The sequence below is a fragment of the Roseburia sp. AM23-20 genome, from assembly GCF_003470905.1.
In the GTDB taxonomy this organism is placed as follows: domain Bacteria; phylum Bacillota; class Clostridia; order Lachnospirales; family Lachnospiraceae; genus Roseburia; species Roseburia rectibacter.
This window is the reverse complement of sequence record NZ_QRHS01000011.1, coordinates 39,212-60,254: the sequence shown is the minus strand read 5'-3', so window position 1 is coordinate 60,254 and position 21,043 is coordinate 39,212. Positions and strand designations below refer to the sequence as shown.

Annotated in this window: 19 protein-coding genes; all 19 read right to left on the bottom strand. The window is 42.8% G+C overall.

From position 1 onward, the window contains the following. Positions 1-17 precede the first annotated feature (17 nt). Positions 18-1,076 (bottom strand): carbamoyl phosphate synthase small subunit, encoded by a 1,059-nt coding sequence (locus DW650_RS10150; protein ID WP_117922282.1) that lies wholly within the window; start codon positions 1,074-1,076, stop codon positions 18-20. 351 nt (positions 1,077-1,427) lie between these two features. After that, positions 1,428-2,048 (bottom strand): manganese efflux pump, encoded by a 621-nt coding sequence (locus tag DW650_RS10145; RefSeq protein ID WP_117922278.1) that lies wholly within the window; start codon positions 2,046-2,048, stop codon positions 1,428-1,430. A 144-nt stretch (positions 2,049-2,192) separates the two neighbouring features. Beyond that, complete coding sequence (locus tag DW650_RS10140; protein WP_118209832.1) at positions 2,193-2,543, bottom strand: Hpt domain-containing protein; 351 nt, start codon at positions 2,541-2,543, stop codon at positions 2,193-2,195. A 1,171-nt stretch (positions 2,544-3,714) separates the two neighbouring features. Continuing rightward, entirely contained in the window at positions 3,715-4,917 is a 1,203-nt protein-coding gene (locus DW650_RS10135) for a homoserine dehydrogenase (RefSeq protein ID WP_118209831.1), read from the bottom strand. Positions 4,918-5,049: 132 nt separating this feature from the next. Further along, entirely contained in the window at positions 5,050-5,493 is a 444-nt protein-coding gene (locus DW650_RS10130; protein ID WP_006855183.1) for an ACT domain-containing protein, read from the bottom strand. 143 nt (positions 5,494-5,636) lie between these two features. Continuing rightward, positions 5,637-6,458: a TPM domain-containing protein gene (locus tag DW650_RS10125; RefSeq protein WP_118209830.1), complete on the bottom strand. Its 822-nt coding sequence runs from the start codon at positions 6,456-6,458 to the stop codon at positions 5,637-5,639. Then, positions 6,455-7,627 carry a TFIIB-type zinc ribbon-containing protein gene (locus DW650_RS10120; protein ID WP_118209829.1) on the bottom strand — a complete coding sequence of 391 codons (1,173 nt, stop codon included), beginning with the start codon at positions 7,625-7,627 and terminating at the stop codon, positions 6,455-6,457. The genes DW650_RS10125 and DW650_RS10120 overlap by 4 nt, the downstream gene beginning before the upstream one ends. Positions 7,628-7,629: 2 nt before the next feature. Next, positions 7,630-8,964 (bottom strand): SPFH domain-containing protein, encoded by a 1,335-nt coding sequence (locus tag DW650_RS10115; RefSeq protein ID WP_015560959.1) that lies wholly within the window; start codon positions 8,962-8,964, stop codon positions 7,630-7,632. Between the two features lie 138 nt (positions 8,965-9,102). Beyond that, positions 9,103-9,888 carry a zinc ribbon domain-containing protein gene (locus DW650_RS10110; protein ID WP_118209828.1) on the bottom strand — a complete coding sequence of 262 codons (786 nt, stop codon included), beginning with the start codon at positions 9,886-9,888 and terminating at the stop codon, positions 9,103-9,105. Continuing rightward, positions 9,881-11,018, bottom strand: a protein-coding gene (gene prfB / locus DW650_RS10105; protein ID WP_118209827.1) for a peptide chain release factor 2 whose coding sequence is annotated in 2 segments (ribosomal slippage) — positions 9,881-10,942 and positions 10,944-11,018 — 1,137 coding nt in all. Because the reading frame shifts where the segments join, the coding sequence is not laid out codon by codon here. The genes DW650_RS10110 and prfB overlap by 8 nt, the downstream gene beginning before the upstream one ends. A gap of 34 nt (positions 11,019-11,052) precedes the next feature. After that, positions 11,053-11,553, bottom strand: a complete 501-nt coding sequence (locus DW650_RS10100) for a VanZ family protein (RefSeq protein WP_117922505.1) — start codon at positions 11,551-11,553, stop codon at positions 11,053-11,055. Continuing rightward, a complete protein-coding gene (locus DW650_RS10095; RefSeq protein ID WP_118209826.1) occupies positions 11,550-12,845 on the bottom strand; it encodes a S41 family peptidase in 1,296 nt (431 codons plus the stop codon). The genes DW650_RS10100 and DW650_RS10095 overlap by 4 nt, the downstream gene beginning before the upstream one ends. A 327-nt stretch (positions 12,846-13,172) precedes the next feature. After that, positions 13,173-14,438 (bottom strand): murein hydrolase activator EnvC family protein, encoded by a 1,266-nt coding sequence (locus DW650_RS10090; protein ID WP_243102926.1) that lies wholly within the window; start codon positions 14,436-14,438, stop codon positions 13,173-13,175. Then, positions 14,435-15,343, bottom strand: coding sequence for a permease-like cell division protein FtsX (ftsX, locus tag DW650_RS10085; RefSeq protein WP_117922502.1), 909 nt, complete (start codon positions 15,341-15,343; stop codon positions 14,435-14,437). Before ftsX ends, DW650_RS10090 begins: the two co-directional genes overlap by 4 nt. Further along, positions 15,333-16,091 carry a cell division ATP-binding protein FtsE gene (ftsE, locus tag DW650_RS10080; RefSeq protein ID WP_015520859.1) on the bottom strand — a complete coding sequence of 253 codons (759 nt, stop codon included), beginning with the start codon at positions 16,089-16,091 and terminating at the stop codon, positions 15,333-15,335. The genes ftsX and ftsE overlap by 11 nt, the downstream gene beginning before the upstream one ends. 14 nt (positions 16,092-16,105) lie before the next feature. Beyond that, positions 16,106-17,194 (bottom strand): PucR family transcriptional regulator, encoded by a 1,089-nt coding sequence (locus DW650_RS10075; protein ID WP_006855194.1) that lies wholly within the window; start codon positions 17,192-17,194, stop codon positions 16,106-16,108. 290 nt (positions 17,195-17,484) lie between these two features. After that, positions 17,485-18,360, bottom strand: a complete 876-nt coding sequence (locus tag DW650_RS10070; RefSeq protein ID WP_117922501.1) for a YitT family protein — start codon at positions 18,358-18,360, stop codon at positions 17,485-17,487. A gap of 8 nt (positions 18,361-18,368) precedes the next feature. Then, a complete protein-coding gene (locus DW650_RS10065) occupies positions 18,369-19,034 on the bottom strand; it encodes a WecB/TagA/CpsF family glycosyltransferase (protein WP_243093950.1) in 666 nt (221 codons plus the stop codon). 92 nt (positions 19,035-19,126) lie between these two features. Beyond that, positions 19,127-20,812: a carbon starvation CstA family protein gene (locus DW650_RS10060; protein WP_117922499.1), complete on the bottom strand. Its 1,686-nt coding sequence runs from the start codon at positions 20,810-20,812 to the stop codon at positions 19,127-19,129. Positions 20,813-21,043: the final 231 nt, after the last annotated feature.

Below are 21,043 nucleotides of genomic sequence, written 5' to 3'. Positions count from 1 at the left end.
ATAACGTAAGAATTTTTCTACATCATCGAAATAAAACGATCAAACAAGTATGCAGAATCCTGTGGTCCCGGACACGCTTCCGGATGGAACTGTACGGTAAAAATGTTTTTGCCTACATAGGAAAGTCCCTCATTGGTTCCATCGTTTACATTCACAAATGCCGGTTTCGCGATCTTTGGATCAAGTGTATCCGTATCTACCACATAACCGTGATTCTGGGAGGAAATATATACTCTTCCGGTTTCTAAATCTTTTACCGGATGGTTGCCGCCACGGTGTCCGTATTTCATCTTATGTGTATCAGCTCCGGTTGCAAGTGCCATAAGCTGATGTCCTAAACAGATTGCAAAGATCGGAGTATCGGAATCATATAATTTTTTAATCTCAGCAATGATCTCTTTGCACTCCTTTGGATCTCCAGGTCCGTTGCTAAGCATGATTCCATCCGGATTCGATGCAAGAATCTCTTCTGCTGTGGTATGCGCCGGATAGATCGTCACTTCACAGCCGCGTTTATTTAAAGACTGGGCAATATTATTTTTTGCTCCAAGGTCAAGCAAGGCAACACGCTTGCCTTTTCCTTTTAATACTCGTTTTTCACTGCAGGTAACTTTGTCCACAACATTACCTGTCGTGTATTCTTTTAATCTGGGAATAATTTCTTCTATATTATAGTTATCATTCGTGGTGATCATACCATTCATGGTTCCCTTCTCACGAAGGATCTTTGTCAGTGCGCGGGTGTCGATCCCTGCAATACCAGGAATATCATATTTCGTAAGGAAATCCTGAATTGTTCCCTCCTCACGGAAGTTACTCGGCATCCTTGATAACTCCCTTACAATATATCCGTCCGGCCATGGTCTGCCTGACTCCATATCCGGTGTGATTCCATAATTTCCGATCAGCGGATAAGTCATAACAACCGCCTGTCCCGCATATGACGGATCAGTCAGAACCTCCAGATAACCTGTCATCGACGTATTAAATACGATCTCACTGATGACTTCCCTAGTAGAACCTATACTTGTTCCGGTAAATACATTCCCATCTTCGAGTATTAAATGAGCTTTCATTCGTTTCCCTGTCCTTTCACCTTTTTTCCAAAAAAAAAAACGTCGCCGTTTTTCTTCTTTTTCCATCCAGACAGTCCCCTGACTGAACTTTCCCTTATTAGTACCTATAGTCTTTTTCTTAAATTGTAAAAAGTGTATCATATCATAAGACTTTTTTCAACCTTTTTCCAAAAACAAATAGTACCAAGATTTTATGCGTATTTATGTATATTTATACATTATTTCCAAATCCACAGAAAGCGGCAGTATGTGCTGCCCACACGCAGGAAAATTTTATTACCAAAATGTCATGCAAGACATACATAGTAACAGGCTTTCCTGATTTTCCCGCAGCAATGGGCAGCCGGCGTCTTATATCATCTTCTGAAACGCAAGGATTACAAACAACACGCCTCCAAGCCACGATACATCGGCTTTCCACCGCTTAGATGCCTGCATGCCAATCCTGCATCCGCAAAGTACTGCACAGAAACTGACGACAAAACTTCCAAGCACCGTAAGAAAAATATACTTTCCGCCAAATCCTGCACCCAGCCCTCCAAACATCCCATCCAGTGACATTGCAAGTGCAAAAAATACAGCCTCCACACACGACATGGTCGCCGAATGGTCGCGGTCTGCCATTACCGGATTGTTGTAGATACTCAGAATAAAACTGAGCTGTGAAAAAGAGATTTTGACTTTCTTACAGAGGAACTTATGACGCTCAATATATTTTCTGATCGCATACTCTGTCAGCTTAAAAATTCCCACTGCAAGCAGTCCGAAAAAACTTAAATATATTGCATATTTTTTTAAAAGTATCCCCTGTAACGCCATCCCCGCATAAAGTGATATCCCTAATATTCCACTGCAGACCGTGCTGATGCATAACGCTGCCACAGATCCGATCTTTATCTGCTCACTCCCACACGCCACACACGCCACAAAGACATCCACACTGACAGCTATGATCAAAAGAATTACCTGCACTTTTTTCTACCTCAGACATAAAACCTTCTGTTTTATCATATGTCAGAGATTCAAAAATGCATCTTTACCTTTGATACTGTTCTCCATTTCCGAATAACTCATTTCAAAGAATCAGCCAAAATTCCAGCTTTTCACACTGTTATCTCAGTCAAGTCTTTCGACAATACCAAGGACTTTCTGATAAGCCGCCGCCACCTCATCCAAAAGCGGTTTAAGCTCCCTTTCCGGTTCGCCATCCCTAAGTTCTTCGCATAACTCCTGTGCCGGAATGAGAAGCGGCGTCAGTCCCAGATTCATCGCAAGTCCCTTTAAATTATGTACATGTGTAAACGCCTGCTCATAATCCTTTTCTTCCAGTTCCTTACACAGCGACTCATAATTTGTATCCGTCAGGATCAGTTTTAAAAATTTTCCGATCCTCTCCTCCGTCTTGAGCCGCCGTAAGACCTCCTGTAAATCTGCGCCCATCTCCTTGTAACATTCTTCCAGCGTCATATTTGCTCCCCTTTCACGTTAAGTTTTTTAGTTCATTATCCAACAAATGATGGTTTGTTTATGAAATAAATCGCCCGCCCAAATGGTGTGTTGTAGGTCTGTGAGTGACATCTTGCGCAAAGCCAGAGTTAATTTTGGTTCCGTTGTACGAAAAGAAGAAAAGTCTAAGTGTGCCTGAGTTAGATTTTCGCGGAGTGACGTGAACGGCAACAACGAGTCATCCATGACTCGATGAAGCCTTGTTCTGCCATCCGTGGCAGAACATCACTGTGTATCTACAGACACACAATCTCAATCTGACCATTATCAGATTGAGATAGATTTTCTAATTTTCTCCCAAAGTCACAAAATTACTTCGGCTTTGCGCAAGATGCCAGCCGTCAGGTTATGAACACCATTTGGGTGGGCGGTTCATCTCAAAACTGGGGGCGCGGGTTTGAATTTTTGACATTTGCACAAATGGAAATATACTTAAAATCCTAATGTGCTGTATCATTGATATTCAGCTTAATAACTTCCCAGAATTTTTATATGCTACATTGTATTACATGAATTATTTCGTAAAATGCCAGACCAAATAACACAGAATATTTTTTTCAAATGTGTATGGCAATAAACATAGGCATAACGGGATACATTGAGGTTTTTCCAGTATTATCAAGCCAATAATAATCTATTAAACATAGTTATTTGGAAATATTTTTTTATCAGATTCAGACACAAAACACTAAAAATTTACACCCGCCAAAGTTGTAAAATGAGTTCCCCGGCGAAAGGTGGTTCACAACTTAGTGGCTGGCAAATCGCATCAAGCCGGGATCCGCTTTGTGACTTTGGGAGAAAATTAGAAAGTCTTTGTATGCCTGTTCACAATACAGTGTTGTGCTGCCACGGACGGCAGCACAAGACTTAATGTGCCCGGACGGCACATTTAGGACGCACACGTCATTCCGGCATAAAACTAAATCAGGCATACTTAGACTTTCTTATTTTCGGACAACGGAACAAAACACTCCCGGCTTGATGCAATTTGCCAATCGAGAACCTGCGATGCCACCCTTAGCCGGGGAACTCAACTCACACCCAAACCACAATTAGTCGGGCATTTCATAAGATTACAAAAAAGCAACCCCTGAACCGCCCTCACGTGATTCACGACCTGCTTTTCTTTTTACGCTACACGAATGACATTCAACACTTCCCCATATGCTGCTTTTTTGTTCTCTAAAGCCTCTTCTGTCATCTCTTCTGTTACAAAGCCAAGTTCTCCTGTAACACCCTGTACATCAATATACTCTACATTTCCAAATACTTTTTCCACAGATGCCTTATCTGTACCTGACACTCTGACAAAGAAACGATTCTTCGCGCTGCGGTAATCTACCAGTTCTAATTTCTTTGAACTCCACTCAACCGGAATATTCTTGTCAACATTTTTTGCCATCTCCACAACATCTGCTACCACTGCACTCGCGGTAGGAAGTTTTCCTGCACCACTTCCATAAAACATTGCATCTCCAAGTACATTTCCATGAACAAAAATTGCATTGAACACACCGTTTACATTATATAACGGATGTTCTTTCGGTAATAAGAATGGGGCAACCATTGCAACATACCCGCCGTCTGTCTTTTTGCTTGTTGCAAGAAGTTTAATGGCTCTTCCCATGGCTTTTGCATATTTAATATCGGTCGCAGAGATATGTGTAATTCCTTCTGTGTGGATATCCTCAAAATCTACCTGCTGTCCACAGACAAGTGATGTCAGAATTGCAATCTTTCTACAAGCATCATACCCTTCAATATCGGCTGTCGGATCTTTCTCCGCATATCCTTTTGCCTGTGCATCTTTTAATACCTCATCAAAATCAGCACCTTTTTCTGACATTTCTGTCATCATATAGTTCGTTGTTCCATTGACGATTCCTGTGATTTCCTCAATCTCATCAGCAGTCAGACAGGAATTTAACGGACGGATGATCGGGATACCGCCACCGACGCTTGCTTCGAACATAAAGTTAACATTTTTTTCTTTTGCAAGTGCGATCAGCTCTGCTCCTTTTGCTGCTACTAACGCTTTGTTTGAAGTAGTAACATGTTTTCCGGCCTCTAACATTGCTTTTACAAAGGTATAAGCCGGTTCCACACCTCCCATGGTCTCAACGACGATCTTTACCTCAGGATCTTCTACAATCGTCTTATAGTCGTGTACGATCTTATCCTGGATCGGATCTCCCGGAAAATCTCTTAAATCCAATACATATTTGATCTCTACCGGCTCTCCGACACGTTTTGCTATGCTGCTTCCGTTGATGTCAAGTACTTCCACAACACCAGAACCGATTGTTCCATATCCCATTACTGCTGCTTTCATTTTTCATCCTCCAAGTTCGTCTGCCAGACTATCGCTTCCATCCTCTCAGACAGACTTTATTATCTTTCTATCATTTTACACATCTTACATGCATATTTTATGAACTACAATATATGACGCATCTGCCATGTCTTATTCTCTTGCGAGAATCTTCACATAATGGATGCCTTCCTGTTCCTCAATGTGCTCTAACATTTCAGCCACATCACCAGTCTGTGGCAGGACATCCACACTGAGTGTAAGAGAAGCGATACCGTTGATCGGTATACTCTGATGTATCGTAAGAATATTAGCATGAAACTCTGCTACGGTCTTTAATACAACGGATAACAGCCCCGGTTCATCATCCAACTGGATGACTAATGTGATCGTCCTTCCTTTTGCCGTGTCATGAAATGGAAAAATATCATCTTTATATTTATAAAAAGAACTCCTGCTGATGCCAACTTTTTCTGTTGCCTCCTGCACGGATGCAATCTTACCGGATTCAATCAGCCGCTTTGCCTCGACCACCTTTAAGAGGACTTCCGGAACTGCTTTTTCTTTCAGCACATAATACTGACCTTTTTCTTTCATGTGACTCTATCCCTCTCTTTAGAAATTCATCTGTTGTGTTTGTTGCACGCTGACACTTGTCCTCATGAGGAAGATAATAACATAAAGAGGCTGCATACGCAACCTCTTTTTTATCATGTCAGGAACATTTTTTTATTATGCTGTTAAAATTTTTTACTGCCTCCACCATGTTTTACGCCGCTGCTGCTCGTATGTACCGTACTCCTGCCGCTGTCTTCTGCTTTCTTCTCTTCTATATGACGGTGTGTCACAACAGTGTTCACAAGCACATCGCTGTGTTTCTTTATATTCACTGTTCCGGACTCATGAGCGTCATATTTATATTTGCCATTCCTTAATTTACAAAATAGTACAAGCACCAGGAATACAATAGCGCCTGGGATCAGAGCTAAAACAACGGATGTGATGACATATTCTGCCGGCGTGATCTCAATATCCGCCTCCTCATACTCATACTGATTTGACGGGATTCCTTCATCATAATAAACCAGCACATCTTTTAACATTACAGACAGACACTGTTCATATTCTCCATCTGAGATCGGTTCATATCCGTCATTTAAAATATCTTCAATACGCGCATCCGTAAGATACCTGATTGCAATGCCACCGGTAGAAATACAGATTTCACGGTTCTGCATATCGATCAGGAGTGCAACACCATCACCGTTTTCTGCAATCGCATCAAAGAAATCATCCGCATATTCCTGCGTGGTTTTTCCATTTGTGTCATCCGTCGTCAACATCAGCATATTCCATCCGGTCTTCTCTCCCGCAGCGTCCAGTTCACTCTCAAGCGTCTCGATCTCTTCCGGTGTCAGAAGCGCAGCATCATCATATACCGTCTGTTGTGGAACATTTTCTTCTGCTGCAAAGCATACATGCTGTCCGCCTGCTGCAAGTAAAATCGTAAACAGCCAGGCAAATACAATACCCTTTAAACATAAAAATCTTTTCTGTCTCATGCTAGCCCTCCCAGTAATAAAATGACCAGTGTTACCAGACTGACGATTCCACTGACAAGTGAGATTTTTTTATAGTCGATCGGGAGTTCGCCGTACACCTTTCCAGTCTGTCCGTTCATGGAAAAATAATAGATTTTTCCGTTTTTCGCCTTGTATGTAATTGTCCATACCGGCAGAAGCGTATACGACCACTTTTCTTTTAATGCCCGGAAATCGGCATTTTTTATCGACACGGAACTGTATCCATTTATTTGTTCCCGCATCAGTTTCTCTGCACTCTCACGCGCTTCCTGCTGCACTTTCTTTTCTATCTGTTTTTTCTCAATATCACGCTTTTCTGCCAGAAATCCAGACAGAAATCCAAGCTGAAACTTTTTCACATCCTTAAAATCATAAGGCATTACACCGCAGATCAGCTCCTGATTTGCCTTCCCAAGTGCATTTTCCGTCAGGTTTTCAAGTTTTACATCACCTTCTCTTGATACCTGATAATACTTTGTCTCCGTATATTCCGTGTTTCCGGTTCGCCACACGCGGACATTTCTCGCCTCGCCCTGCATTTTTCCCTCCAGGCTGGTATTGTAATGCCAGTATGGAAAATATACACCTGTGATGCTCTCGACCTGCTTTTTGTTGTAAAAGGCACGCGGGACAAATTTTTTCTTGCAGACATAATCTTTGAATCCTTTTTCTGCATCTTCCCTCGACACAGAAAACGGAATCACCTGATCCGGCAGGAATTTACCTTCCAGCCGTCCGCCAAGCACGACCGGATTATGGCAATAATAACAGAAAGTCGCCGCTGTAGTGGCATCCGTCACAATCTGTGCACCACAACTCGGACAGGTATAGGTCACTGCATCAGCTTCCTTCCCTGCTTCCTTCCCTGCTTCTTTATCTGACTCTTTATTTTCCGTGTTATCTTTTTCTGCTCCACTACCTGCTTTATTTCCCGGCTGGCTCTGCTTCTTATCCTCCGGTTTACCTGATGCTTTTCCTGCGCCCGCAGCATCTGCATTTTGAGGTTCCGTCGTCTGTGCCGGCTTCATGGCATCTAACTCTTCCTGTGAAAACAGACTGAAACAATATTCACATTTATACTTTTGTGTGGAAGGATCAAAAATCAGTTCTCCATCACAATTTGGACATTTAAAACTGATCACTGCCATAATTAGTCCCTCGCTTTTCCACAGTTACTGCAGAATTTTCCTTTGTTGACCTGACCACATTCACACGTCCACTCTGCTGCCGGTGCCGGTTTTCCACACTCACTGCAGAATTTTCCTGTATTGACATGGCCGCATTCACATGTCCACTCATTCTTTGGTGCAGGCGCCGGTTTTCCACATTCACTGCAGAATTTTCCCGTGTTGGTGCGGCCGCACTCACAGGTCCATGTGCCCGCTGCACTGCCTGCCGGATTTGGCTGGCTCTGGTTCATGGCTCCCGCATTCTGCCCCTGATTCATGCCTCCTGCCATCTGGCTCTGTGCTGCATTTCCATACATCTGCCCCTGCTGATCCTGCGGTGTCTGAAGTGCGCCAAGTCCTGACAACGTCTGGTTCATCGCATTCATGCCCATGCCGACTCCCATAAACCCGTTCATGGCTCCTGCTGCATTGCTTCCTGCATCACGCACACCCTCGGTCAGATTTTTGACTGCCATACCGCGCATTACATTGAAGTCACCACCGAGCATTGCGCCCTCATTTCTCATGTTGATGAGTTTCTGGGACTCCTCATCATAAGATACGCTCGCAATACCGACACTCTGGATCTCCATACCGCGCATCTGGTTCCACTCTTCATCGAGCGTATTCGCCATATACTTTCCAAGTTCTCTTGCTTTTGAAGTCACATAGGAAATTCTGGTTCCGTCCGCTGACATCTGGTTGATGGATGCCTGCAGTGCCTCTAAAAACTCGGACAGATACTGTTCATTGATGGATGAGATCTCCACATGATCCTGATTTTTCGGGATGGCTTCCGCATAGAACTGCAGCGGATTGGTGACTTTGATGGAATAAGTTCCATGTGCACGCAAAAACAATTCTGCGTTATAAAAATTATCAAAATAATTGATCGGATTTCTGGTACCGAATTTGATTCCTTTGATCTCCTGCAGATTGATAAAAAATACCTTCTGCATCGTCGGCGTCTGTCCGCCGAATTTGAAACGATTGAATGTTTCTTTTAAAGATTCTCCAAATTCACCGTTGAACATGGATGGCATGGATGAATTATCCACTTTATAATATCCCGGCTCTGCCGTGTAATCTACGATCTTTCCGCCGTCTACGAGCATCATGAACTGATTGTCATACACATGAATGATCGAACCGTTGCTGACCGTATCCGGCGTTCCCTTCCGGTTCTGTCCTTTTCGGATCAGCACACCGCTCGTAAAGACAGTGTTGTCCCCCATGTCATCTGCTTCGTAAACTTCTAACCACTGATCGGCAAGACCTCCGCCGATCGCCTGCGTAATTGCTCTGATAATTCCCATAATTAATCCTCCTTGTTTTGCGGAGCAAAATGCGACTGCCTTTGCAGGAGCAGAGGATTTTCCTCCTTGTTTTGCGGAGCAAAATGCGACTGCCTTTGCAGAAGCAGAGGATTTTCCTCCATTGTTTTCCATCCTTTGTTATGAATGATGGTAGTCCGTCTCATCAAAACTATGTAATGTCCATACTTTCAGGTTCAAAAGCGTCACCGCCGAACCACAGTACTCACAGTAAGCTGCGCCGAGATTTGTGATCGGCGCACCGCAGTTCGGGCAGGTAGTTCCGACTGCATTGTCCATTCCTGCAAGTTTTTCATTCTGAATATACATAAGCTGTACATTATATCTGGTCTGTTCCGTCAGCTCTTTACTGCCGCTTAAGATTTTTCCCGCTTTTTCACAGTAATGCAGATACCCGACTGCACTCTGGAATGTAATCACACAGGTACCCTGCTTTTTCTCATAACCAGCAATCTCTGTCTGATGAATCTGTATCTGTTCGTAGTGCTCTGTGACTGCCTCCGTCTCATTTTCACGGATTCTGTTTTTGATCTGCGCTAAAAATTCTTCCGAAACGCCATCTTTTATCTGTCTTTCAAAAATGCCGGCATCTGCGGCAGCGATTGCCTGCAATGCCAGCATGAGTGCATTTTCCACTTTATCCTTAAACTGTTCGATATGAAAATCAGGAAAATCCCTCTGGATCTGCGGCAGAAAAATCCGTGTCATCGCAGAAACGGATTTCGGTGTTACCGCAAGCTCTTTTGCCTGTTGTTCTAATCCCTCTTTGATGGAATCTGTGCCAAACGCCATGCGGGACAATCTACGCAGTTTTTCCCGCACGATCCGGTATGCCGCGTATCCCGCGCCACAGGATATGCAGACAACAAAGACAATCACAAGGAGTGTGACCGTTCCCTTACTCATCGTCTCCTCCAAGTCCCTTCGGGCATCCAAGTGAAAGCCATTTCAGGTAACCATTGATAAAAATATCAATCTTTCCATCCATGACGCTGTCTACATTTCCGGTTTCTACACCGGTTCTGTGATCTTTTACCATCGTATATGGCTGCATAACATAAGAACGGATCTGGTTACCCCAACCGATCTCCGTTACCTCTCCACGGATATCTGCAGCTTTTTCCGCATTTTCCTGCTGCTTTAACAAATACAGTTTTGCCTTCAACATCTGCATTGCCTTATCCTTGTTCTGGAACTGGGAACGCTCATTCTGGCACTGTACCACGATTCCGGTCGGAATATGCGTAATACGGATTGCGGAAGATGTCTTATTGATATGCTGTCCACCGGCACCACTTGAACGGTAGGTATCGATCCGCAGATCGTCCTCATTGATCTCAACGTCAAGATCTTCCTCGATATCCGGCATGACATCGCAGGATACAAACGATGTCTGGCGCTTGCCGGCTGCATTAAACGGTGAAATACGAACCAGACGATGCACACCTTTTTCAGATTTCATGTATCCATATGCATTCTCTCCGTTGATCTGGAATGTGATGGATTTAATACCTGCTTCCTCCCCGTCAAGGGAATCTAAAACCTCCACAGAAAATCCTTTGTCCGATGCCCATCTTGTATACATGCGGTAAAGCATTGCCGCCCAGTCACAGGACTCCGTGCCTCCGGCTCCTGCATGCAGTGAGACGATCGCACCATCCGAATCATATTCCCCGGATAACAAAGTCTTGATACGGATACCATCATAGGTCTTCGTAAATTCATCGAGCATTTCCTGGATCTCCGGGATCAGGGAAGCATCATTTTCCTCATATCCCATCTCGATCAATGTCTCAATATCCTCAAATTCTGTCTTTAAGGATGCATAAGTTGCGACATCATCCTTCATGCTCTTTAATTCTTTCATTTTTTTCTGGGAAACAACCGGATCATCCCAAAAACCGGGATCTTCCATTTCCCTCTCTAATTCCTGGATCCGCTGCTCTTTATTAGCCAGGTCAAAGTGAATCCCTCACTTCCTGCAGCGGTTCCCTGTATGTGTTCAGGGTCACTTTAAATTGATCAAGTTCTACCACAGTATCACCTCTTTCTGATATTTAAGATATATTTCTATTGTAAAGTATGCGCTCTTTTTGCGCAATGCCTTCTCCATATTTTTAAGAGAATCGCAAGAAGTAAAAGACCTATTGCTGTTCCCGCTGTATCAATGCAGACATCCTTAAACTGTCCGGAACGCCCTGGGATAAACAGCTGGTGGATCTCATCTGTCGACGCATAACAAAAATTGAATCCAAGTACTGCAATATAATGCATTTTCCCCTGTATTCCACACGAACCCAAAAATGCAAATGCGATCCATCCTAAAATTGCATATTCTGTCATATGTGCAGCTTTCCGGATTGGATATTCAATATTTCCTGCTATCTTTCTGATCTGTTCTGCTGTCAGTCCCCAGTTAAAAATATCATCTGTATCTTCAACCAGACGGTATGAGATCGTACCGCTGATCTCGGAAGATTCCGTCGCTGGCTGATTGGAAAACCAGAATATGATAAACATCCAGCATATCAGCATGATTCCCAGAATCAACCGCATTACTGTTTTGTTCATTTTCCGTTTAATTCCTCCGTGAGTACTTCCACTGCTTTCTGGATCTGGTTATCATATTTTACATCATATTCCGTTCCATCCGGATCTAAATATTCATATTCCAACTCAATATCCGGATCAATTCCAACACTGTGGATATAGTTTCCATTCGGCGTAAAATATTTTGCTGTGGTAAGTTTCACTGCATCCCCATCTTCAAGTGGGAAAATAGTCTGAACGATTCCTTTTCCAAATGTAGTTGTTCCGATCAATGTGCCATATTTGTAATCTTTAATCGCTCCGGCTAAAATCTCAGATGCACTTGCACTGTCTCCGTTGATCAGCACTGCAAGTGGATATTCCATGTAAGTGTCTCCACTTGACGTATATGTTTCGCGGTGACCGTTTTTGTCTTCCGTGTATACAACTGTGCCTTCCGGAAGAATATCATCTAAGATCTGCACAACAGCGGTAACGAGTCCTCCACCATTATAGCGCACATCCAAAACCATTGCTTTCATTCCCTCTTTATCTAACTCTGCCACTGCTTTTTCAAACTGGTCTGCAGTCTCTGTCTCAAAAGAATCAATATGGACGTAACCGATATTATAGTCAAGCATCTGTGAAGACACACTTGGCAGTGTTACATTTTTACGCTCTACATCAAAAGATAAATTTTCCCCGGTAGAAGGACGGTATACTTCTAAATGTACCGATGTCCCCTCCTCACCACGGATCAGTTTTACCAGTTCCGTCACTTCCATGCTTGTGGCATCTGTTCCGTCAACCGAAGTGATCACATCATCTGCAAGCAGTCCTGCTTCATCCGAAGGTGTTCCTTCATATATCTTGGAAATTGATACTACCATCGTATCCGGGTCCTGCCGTAATCCCGCACCGATTCCATAATACTGTCCGGTTGTGCTCACCTGCATCTGTTTATAATCTTCTGCATTATAATAGACGGAATATTTATCCCCAAGACCGCTTATCATGCCCTCATACAGTCCGTCCTGTAATTCGGTATCATCCACCTCGTCATAATAGTACATATCTGTATATGCTTTCAGTTCATTGATCTTCTGAACCGTTTTTGCATCCAGGATCGAGTCCGTCTTACCAGATGCATTCGTTATGTAGATTTTTGCTCCTGTTACTTTTGTAACTACGCTCAGTGCGACAAATCCAACGAAAATCGTCCCTGCAATACCGCAGGCCACACCTTTTGCCATCTGTCCTTTTTTGCTTTTCTTCGGTTCTCCGATTTGCTCTGGCATAATCTCCGGAACCTGCTGCTCATTTTTATTTTCCATATTCTGTCTCCATTCCTGCGCTGTTTTTATGTTGATTTTTATGCTGCCGTTTTACGCTGCCATTCACACCTGTTGTGTGACCAGCCGCATTTTTATTTCATATTGCCTTTTATACTACACTCCACATTACTTATCATATCATTCATATGTGAAGATTCGCTGTCCTACTACATCGGGACAAAATTTCCCATGAAGCTTCGGATTTCGGATGTCAAAAGGTGGTTCACAATTTGACAATCCCAAAATTAAAAGCCACCTTTTGACACCCAAATCCAACCAATTTAAAAAGGACCACCGCGCATTGCGGTAGTCCCAAAAACATCCGCATCATCTGCCCAGATAACTCCACGGGCTGACATAGCTTCCGTTTAATGATACACCAAAGTGTAAATGATTTCCAGTAGAAATACCCGTACTTCCGACCTGTGCGATCGTCTGTCCGGCAGATACTGTCTGACCTGGTGAAACCAGAAGCGCAGACGCATGCATATATACAGTATATAATCCACCGCCATGATCGATCATCACATAATTGCCGGCAGCACTGCTGTAGGCTGCCGTCGTAACCGTTCCATCCGCTGCCGCCACGATCGCAGCACCTCCGGACGCTCCGATGTCAATTCCTTTATGATTGGAAGAAGCACCTCCCATCGGCGACACACGTGTTCCATAATCACTGGTCACACGTGTACTGCTCGGACAAGGCCAGGTGAAAACTCCTCCTGTATATGGATTATCCTGCTTGCCTGCAGCCGCTTTCTCTGCTTCGATACGCTTGATCTCCGCAATGATTTCCTCCTGTGCCTTTATCTCCGCCGCATAGTAATCTGCATCACTCTGTGCCGAATCGATATTTCCCTCGATTCCGGCAAGTTCTGTCTCACGCTGTTTCATAAGTGCTGCAACCGAAGCCTTTTCCTGTTCAACAGATGCTTTTTCCTGCTCTACTTCTTTTTTTATTTCCTCTAATGTGGCATAGTCTTCTTCTAACTGTTTTTCCACATTCTCAATATAATCCACTGTGTCCTGATACTCGTTAAGCTTTTTTCTGTCATATTCCTGAATCTGTATGATATACTCAGCAGAATTTAAAAAATCTGAAAAACTCTCTGAACTGAAAAGTGCCTCAAAGTAGGACTCCTGTGCATTTTCATACATAAACTGTATGCGCACTTTCATATCCGCATACTGCTGTTCTTCCTGCTTTTTTGCATCTTCAAGCTGACTTTTCGTATCCTCGATCTGGTCTTTTTTCTCAGTCAGCTCCTGATTCTTCTGCGCAAGCCGGTTTTCGAGTGCAGTGATCTGACTTGAAATATTCATTAGCTGCGTATTCAGGTCATTTACTTTTTCCTGCACATCCCCTTTGGACTCTTTGAGCTCGTTTATGGTCTGTTTTGCATCTTCCAAAGCCTTTTCCAAAGCTGCTTTTTCCTGCTGCGCTTCTTTTAAAGATGTGGATGTATTTTCACTTTTCTTTGCACTGCTGTTTTCTGCTGCCGGTGTTATCTGCACTGTGGCAGCCACACCGATCATCACAATCAGTAATACAGCCGTTATCCTGTGTATCCATTGACTTTTATTAATTATCATACCTTTAAATGTTTGCGGATTGTAATCCGGCTTCCAATAAATCCAATACCAACACCAAGTAACAATGCCACAGGAACCAATGTGTGGAATACCTGATCCACACTTAAGAACTGTATCATATTACTGATAAATTTAAACTTATCTCCAATATATAATATGATCTTCTCATATAAAACATACAAAATACCAAGCGGAATCGCCGCTCCGATCAACCCGATCACGATTCCCTCAACCACAAACGGGGCACGGACAAAATAATCCGTTGCACCAATCAGTTTCATAATTCCAATTTCTTCCCTGCGCACGGAAATACCGACCGTGATCGTATTGCTGATAAGGAAAATCGCAACGCCAAGCAAAATCAGGATGATTCCTGCAGAAATGTAACCAATCAGACTGTTAAAATCAGTCAGTGTATGCGCTACCATTTCAGACTGTTTTACAGATCGTATTCCATCTATGGACTCTAAATAAGTTACTAACGTACTCTGCATTGATATATCATTCATATAGATAGAATAACTTGCAGAATTGGCAAGCGGATTATCACCAGCAAAACTTGAAGCCGCATCTTCATTACCATCAAAATAAACATCTTTAAAACTTTCCCAGGCTTCATCCGCAGACGTATATTCACAATGGGATACCTCAACGCGCTGCTTGATCAGATCACCGATTTCCTCAATGCGCTGTTCTGATATACCCGCATCAAAAAATACTGTGACCGCCACGCCGGATTCGGCATCTTTTACCATTGCCTGAAAATTGGTCACGATTGAATAAAAAAGACCAAACAAAAAAATACACGCTGTCATCGTCGCAATGGATGCGAGTGAAAACATCTTATTTTTCCAGATGTTGACCAGTCCCTGTTTAATCGTATAAAAAAAAGTACTAATCCTCATAATCGTAATCTCCCTCGCGTTTTAATACATCGCGTTCCGTCAGGCTGCGGCTGATAGCATTATCACCAGTCACAATACTGCTGGCTGTATCACTGTCATCCACGATTACACCTTTCTGCATGGTAATAACACGTTTATTCATGGCTTTTACGATCTCAAGGTTATGGGTAACAACAACAACCGTTGTACCATTGTTATTGATCTCTTCCATCAGCTTCATGATCTCCCAGGCATTATTGTTATCCAGATTACCGGTTGGTTCATCTGCCAGAAGAATCTTCGGTTTATTGATAAGTGCTCTTGCGATTGCAACTCTCTGCTGCTCACCACCGGACAACTGTTTCGGATATGAGCGGTATTTTGCTGCCAGTCCTACCATGGAAAGCATCAAAGGAACATTCTTTTTGATGGAACGCGTGGATTCTCCGATGACTTTCTGTGCAAATGCAACATTATCATAAATATTACGATCCTTTAACAAGCGGAAATCCTGAAATACCACGCCTATCTTACGACGGAATTTCGGGATTTGTCTTCGCCTGATCTTATTTAATTTCTGACCGTTTATTGTGATCGTACCCTCCGTCGGTTCAAGTTCCTTCAATAAAAGTTTAATCAGCGTAGATTTTCCGGAACCACTGTCCCCGACGATGAATACAAATTCTCCTTCTTCAATGTTAAGACTCACGTCATTAAGCGCAGGTATTCCTGCAGAGTACGACTTGCTGACATGTTCTAACTTAATCATAGCAATCTCCATTTCTAGTAGTCTAACGACTCCATGTACTTCATGTATTTTACTACCATAAGTGCGATTTTAAAAGTAATGGCATCTTCAAACACACGCAGATCAAGTCCGGTTGCTTTCTGCAGCTTGTCCAGACGATATACCAATGTGTTACGGTGAATATAAAGCTGTCTGGAAGTTTCGGAAACATTCAGGCTGTTCTCAAAAAACTTATTGATCGTTGTAAGTGTCTCCTCATCGAACTCATCCGGTGATTTACCATCAAAGATCTCTTTGATAAACATTTTGCAGAGTGGGATCGGGAGCTGATAGATCAAACGTCCGATTCCTAGTGTAGAGTAAGCAATAACATCTTTTTCCTCAAAGAAAATCTTGCCTACATCAAGTGCCATTCTTGCTTCTTTATAGGAACGAGATACTTCTTTGATCTCTCCGACGATCGTACCGTATGCCACATGTACATCACTGTCCGAATCAGAACGGAACAGATTTACAATGACCTCGGCGGTCTTATTCATCTCTTCGTATCCCTCGTTCTCGCCTACTTCTTTTACAACGATAATGTTTTTCTCATCGACTGCGGTGACAAAATCTTTGGTCTTTCCCCCAAAAATGCCACGAATACGTTCAAGTTCATTACCGTCTTTGTCGCGGTTGGTCTCCACGATAAAAACAACACGTCTGACTTCCGTATCAATATGCAGTTTTTTGGCACGATTGTAAATATCAACCAAAAGCAGGTTATCCAAAAGCAGATTCTTGATAAAGTTATCTTTATCAAATCTCTCTTTATATGCTACCAGAAGATTCTGGATCTGGAAACTGGCAATTTTCCCCACCATATAGACGTCATCGCTGTCGCCGTTGGCAAGCAGGATGTATTCTAACTGATGATCGTCAAACACCTTAAAAAACTGATAGCCGTTTACAACCTGGCTGTCTGCAGGAGATTCCACAAACGCAAGCGCCGGCTCCATATATTTGTCTGCTTCCGGAAATGTAGCAGCCAGCACCTTCCCCTCTACATCAATAATGCATAAATCAATGCGGGTAATTCCTTTCAACCCATCAATTGTATTTTGAAGTATCTGATTTGAAATCATAAGCTCCGCTCCTTCTATCTTCGTTTCATTTGAAACACACCCGGCAAATCGGGCTGCTGTGTACATCAGCTGTCAATTTCTGTATGACACAGTACATAACCTCCATTGCACGCATGGGCAACTTTCACAATAAAAATATACCCATTGTCCCCACTTAAAAATACCTAAATTCTATTTTAATGCAAAACAGCAAAAAAAGAAAGAGGAAATGCATATTTTTTATGCACTTCCTCAATGTATCCTGCTTTTTTCCCATTTTTTACAGTGTACATAGTTCACAAAGAAAATTTTCAGGACATCTGCTCCTGGAATCCCTCACCGAGTACCTCTCTTGCATCTGAAACAATTACAAATGCATCCGGATCCACTTCGCTTACGATCTCTTTTACCTGAACAATCTCTTTTCTCGAAACCACACAGTAAAGCATGCATTTTTCCGCACCGGAATACATTCCTTTTGCGTGAAGCCCTGTCACGCCGCGCTCTAACTCTGTCATGATACGTTTTGCCACCTGATCATAATGGTCTGTGATAATAAATGCAGCTTTTGAAAACTTTAAACCTTCCATCAGCGCATCTGACACTTTGCTTGTCACAAAAATTGCAACGATCGCATACAATGCCACATGTACACCAAACACAAACAGTCCGGCGATCACAACCGCTCCATCTAAAAACTGTATGATCTGTACCACGGAATAATGTTTATAGTAATGCTGGATCAGGGTCGCCACCATCTCCGTTCCACCGGTTGTTGATTTTGCCAGCAGCACAAGTCCCATTCCGACACCGCCAATACAGCCGCCGAAAATCGCTGCCAGCACATAATCACCATCAGTAAGATCGATAAGAGGCAGTATATAAAGCCAGAGAGAAAGAAGAAGTGTTCCAACGATCGTTCTCCAGATAAAACGTTTCCCCTTGATCTTAAAAGCAGCTAAAAATAACGGCACATTGAGCACAAGGTTCGTCAGCCATAAAGGAACACCACCCGGAATCAGTCTGCCAGTCACATCTTTTATAATGATTGCAAGACCGGTAAATCCTCCTGTTACCATACTGACCGGATCATAAACACACTGAATACTCACTGCGATCAATGCCGTTCCCACCAGCATAAGGATATAATCCCAGACCAGAGATCTTTTATATAAAAACTTCTGCATACCAAACCTCAGCTTTCATACTTTTCAATACTGTTTTTTAATCTGATACGTTGAATCAGATTAAAGAAAAAACCTTTGATCTTCGATCTTTTCCGGTGAACTTCAAATCCGCCGATTCCATACCATAAATTCGCATTGATCTTGTCACGGTGTTCTACAAGGAAATGTTCCTGTTTTGGGGATGGAATGATCGAAATGATCACAGCCGGTGTTGCAGCATTCAGCTCATTGATCACACCCTCAAGATCTCCAACGCAGTTTTCCGTCGCAGCAGCACCAGCCAGTACCAGCTTGGGATATTCCTCACTAAGTTCCTGTATTAATTCATCAACAGCCTCCTGTGTTTCTCCAATAACAAAAACAGATTTACGGTTACGCTCCACACGCTTTAAAAATTCATCTGAAAAATCATTTTCTTCTGTTTCTCGAATCCTCTGCATCGTATCGACTCCCGCCGCCTGAAGGATTCCTTTCTCTCCGATCACTGCCAGATCAAGGGATGAGATCACCTCTTTTAACACAGGATCTGTTTCCGACTCGGTAAGCATCTGCATGGAAACCATCTCGATAACATTTAACACATTATTATCATACCAGGCTTCCACGCGCATGATTGCTTCCCGCACTGTATAATTGTCCAGTTGTATTCCAAGAATATCTATCTTCTTAATCATTTTACACCCATATTCATTTCCATATATTGAAAAAATATACGCGAACAGTATAGCAGACATGGGGTAATATTTCAAGAAATACTAACCGTATCTTATTTTTGCTCTGAATTTTTGGCTGTTGTAAACAGTTTCTTTAAGCAGCTATATGCAACCAGAACACCTAATATCATAAGTAAAAGTGCGACAATAAGCTGTAATCCATCCACTAAAAACGTTGCATTGTGTGCGGCAATATTTGATACCAGTGCAATCGTTTTCTGCACCAGGGCTGTAAATGTAACTGCCAGCATTACGAACATTGGTATGTAAAGTGTCCATCCGGTTCTTCCTGTTGTCTTTAAGAACACAGCCAGTGCGATCAATACCATTGCTGCAAGGAGCTGGTTTGCAGAACCAAATAACGGCCAGATATTATTGTATCCGCCAAGTGTCAGCAGATAACCGAAGAATAATGTGATCACTGTCGCAAAATATTTATTGGTCAGTACACGCTGTGCAGGTGTCATCTTTTCTGGATCGGTGCTGTCTCCATAAAACAGTTCCTGAAAAGACATACGTCCGATTCTCGCTACAGAGTCAAGTGATGTTAATGCAAGTGCCGATACACACATAGTCATAAATACAGTTGCAACCTGAACCGGAACACCAAGTTTCTCTAAGAAGCCGGCAACACCGGAAGAGAAAATTGCAAACGGTGTTCCCTCAGGTTTTGTTCCACCGACTGCAACGGCTCCGACAACTACCAGTGCCACAATACCAAGTAATGATTCTACTACCATTGCGCCATAGCCGATCATCGGCATATCTTTTTCATTGCTGACTGTCTTAGAAGAAGTACCGGAAGATACAAGGCTATGGAAACCGGAAACTGCACCACAGGCGATCGTAACAAATAATGTCGGGAATAATCCACTTCCATTTACATTAAACCCATTAAATGCATTTAACTGCATCTGCGGATGTGCAACGACAACTCCGACAACTGCACCGATAATCATACCGAGCAGCATAAATGTTGTCATGTAATCCCTCGGCTGCATCAGAAGCCACATTGGAAGAACAGATGCCAGGAATAAGTATGCCATGATGATGTAGATCCATGCTGTCTTTGAAGCATAGATTGGAAGTTTCATACCAACTGCAAACATCACAACTAAAAGAGCGATCGCAACAACTGCTTTTACCCATTCATTCATTTTTCCAACATGCTTCTGGATCACGCCAAAGATAACAGCTACAACGATAAATAACATCGAAATAGATGCTGCTGCTGAGTTTGCATAAGCAGTTCCTGCGCTGTCTAATCCGACACCATTAAATGTTCCTGCTACCATATCAGTGAATGCTGCGATAACAAGCAGTGTAAACAGCCAGCAGAACAGCATGAATAATTTCCGTCCTGTCTTACCGATATATTTCTCAATGATCATTCCCATCGATTTTCCTTCATTCTTTACGGATGCATACAGTGCGCCAAAATCCTGTACGGCACCGAAGAACAATCCACCGATGATCAGCCATAACAGAACCGGTACCCATCCAAACACGGATGCTAAGATCGGTCCAGTAACAGGTCCTGCTCCTGCGATGGAAGAAAACTGATGTGAAAATACGGTAAATTTTGATGACGGTACATAATCCTGTCCGTCCTCATGTGTATAGGCAGGTGTTTTTGCATTCGGGTCGATCCCCCATTTTTTTGCAAGCCACCTTCCATACAGCAGATATCCTGCTGCAAGTGCTACAATTCCAATTAAAACAATTACTAATCCATTCATAACCTCTTACCGTCTGCACACTGCAGACAACTCCTTTCTTTTTTTTCAGATAAATAAAAAGACTTTCGTCTGATAGATGTTTATACATCCAAAAGACGAAAGCCTATACTTCCGCGGTACCACTTTTCTTGCCATGTTCCCATGACCTCTCTGCCCCATCATATATTCTGTGTACCATATATGTATATATCATATCACACATATACATATGCCTATCGTGCATCTATCATA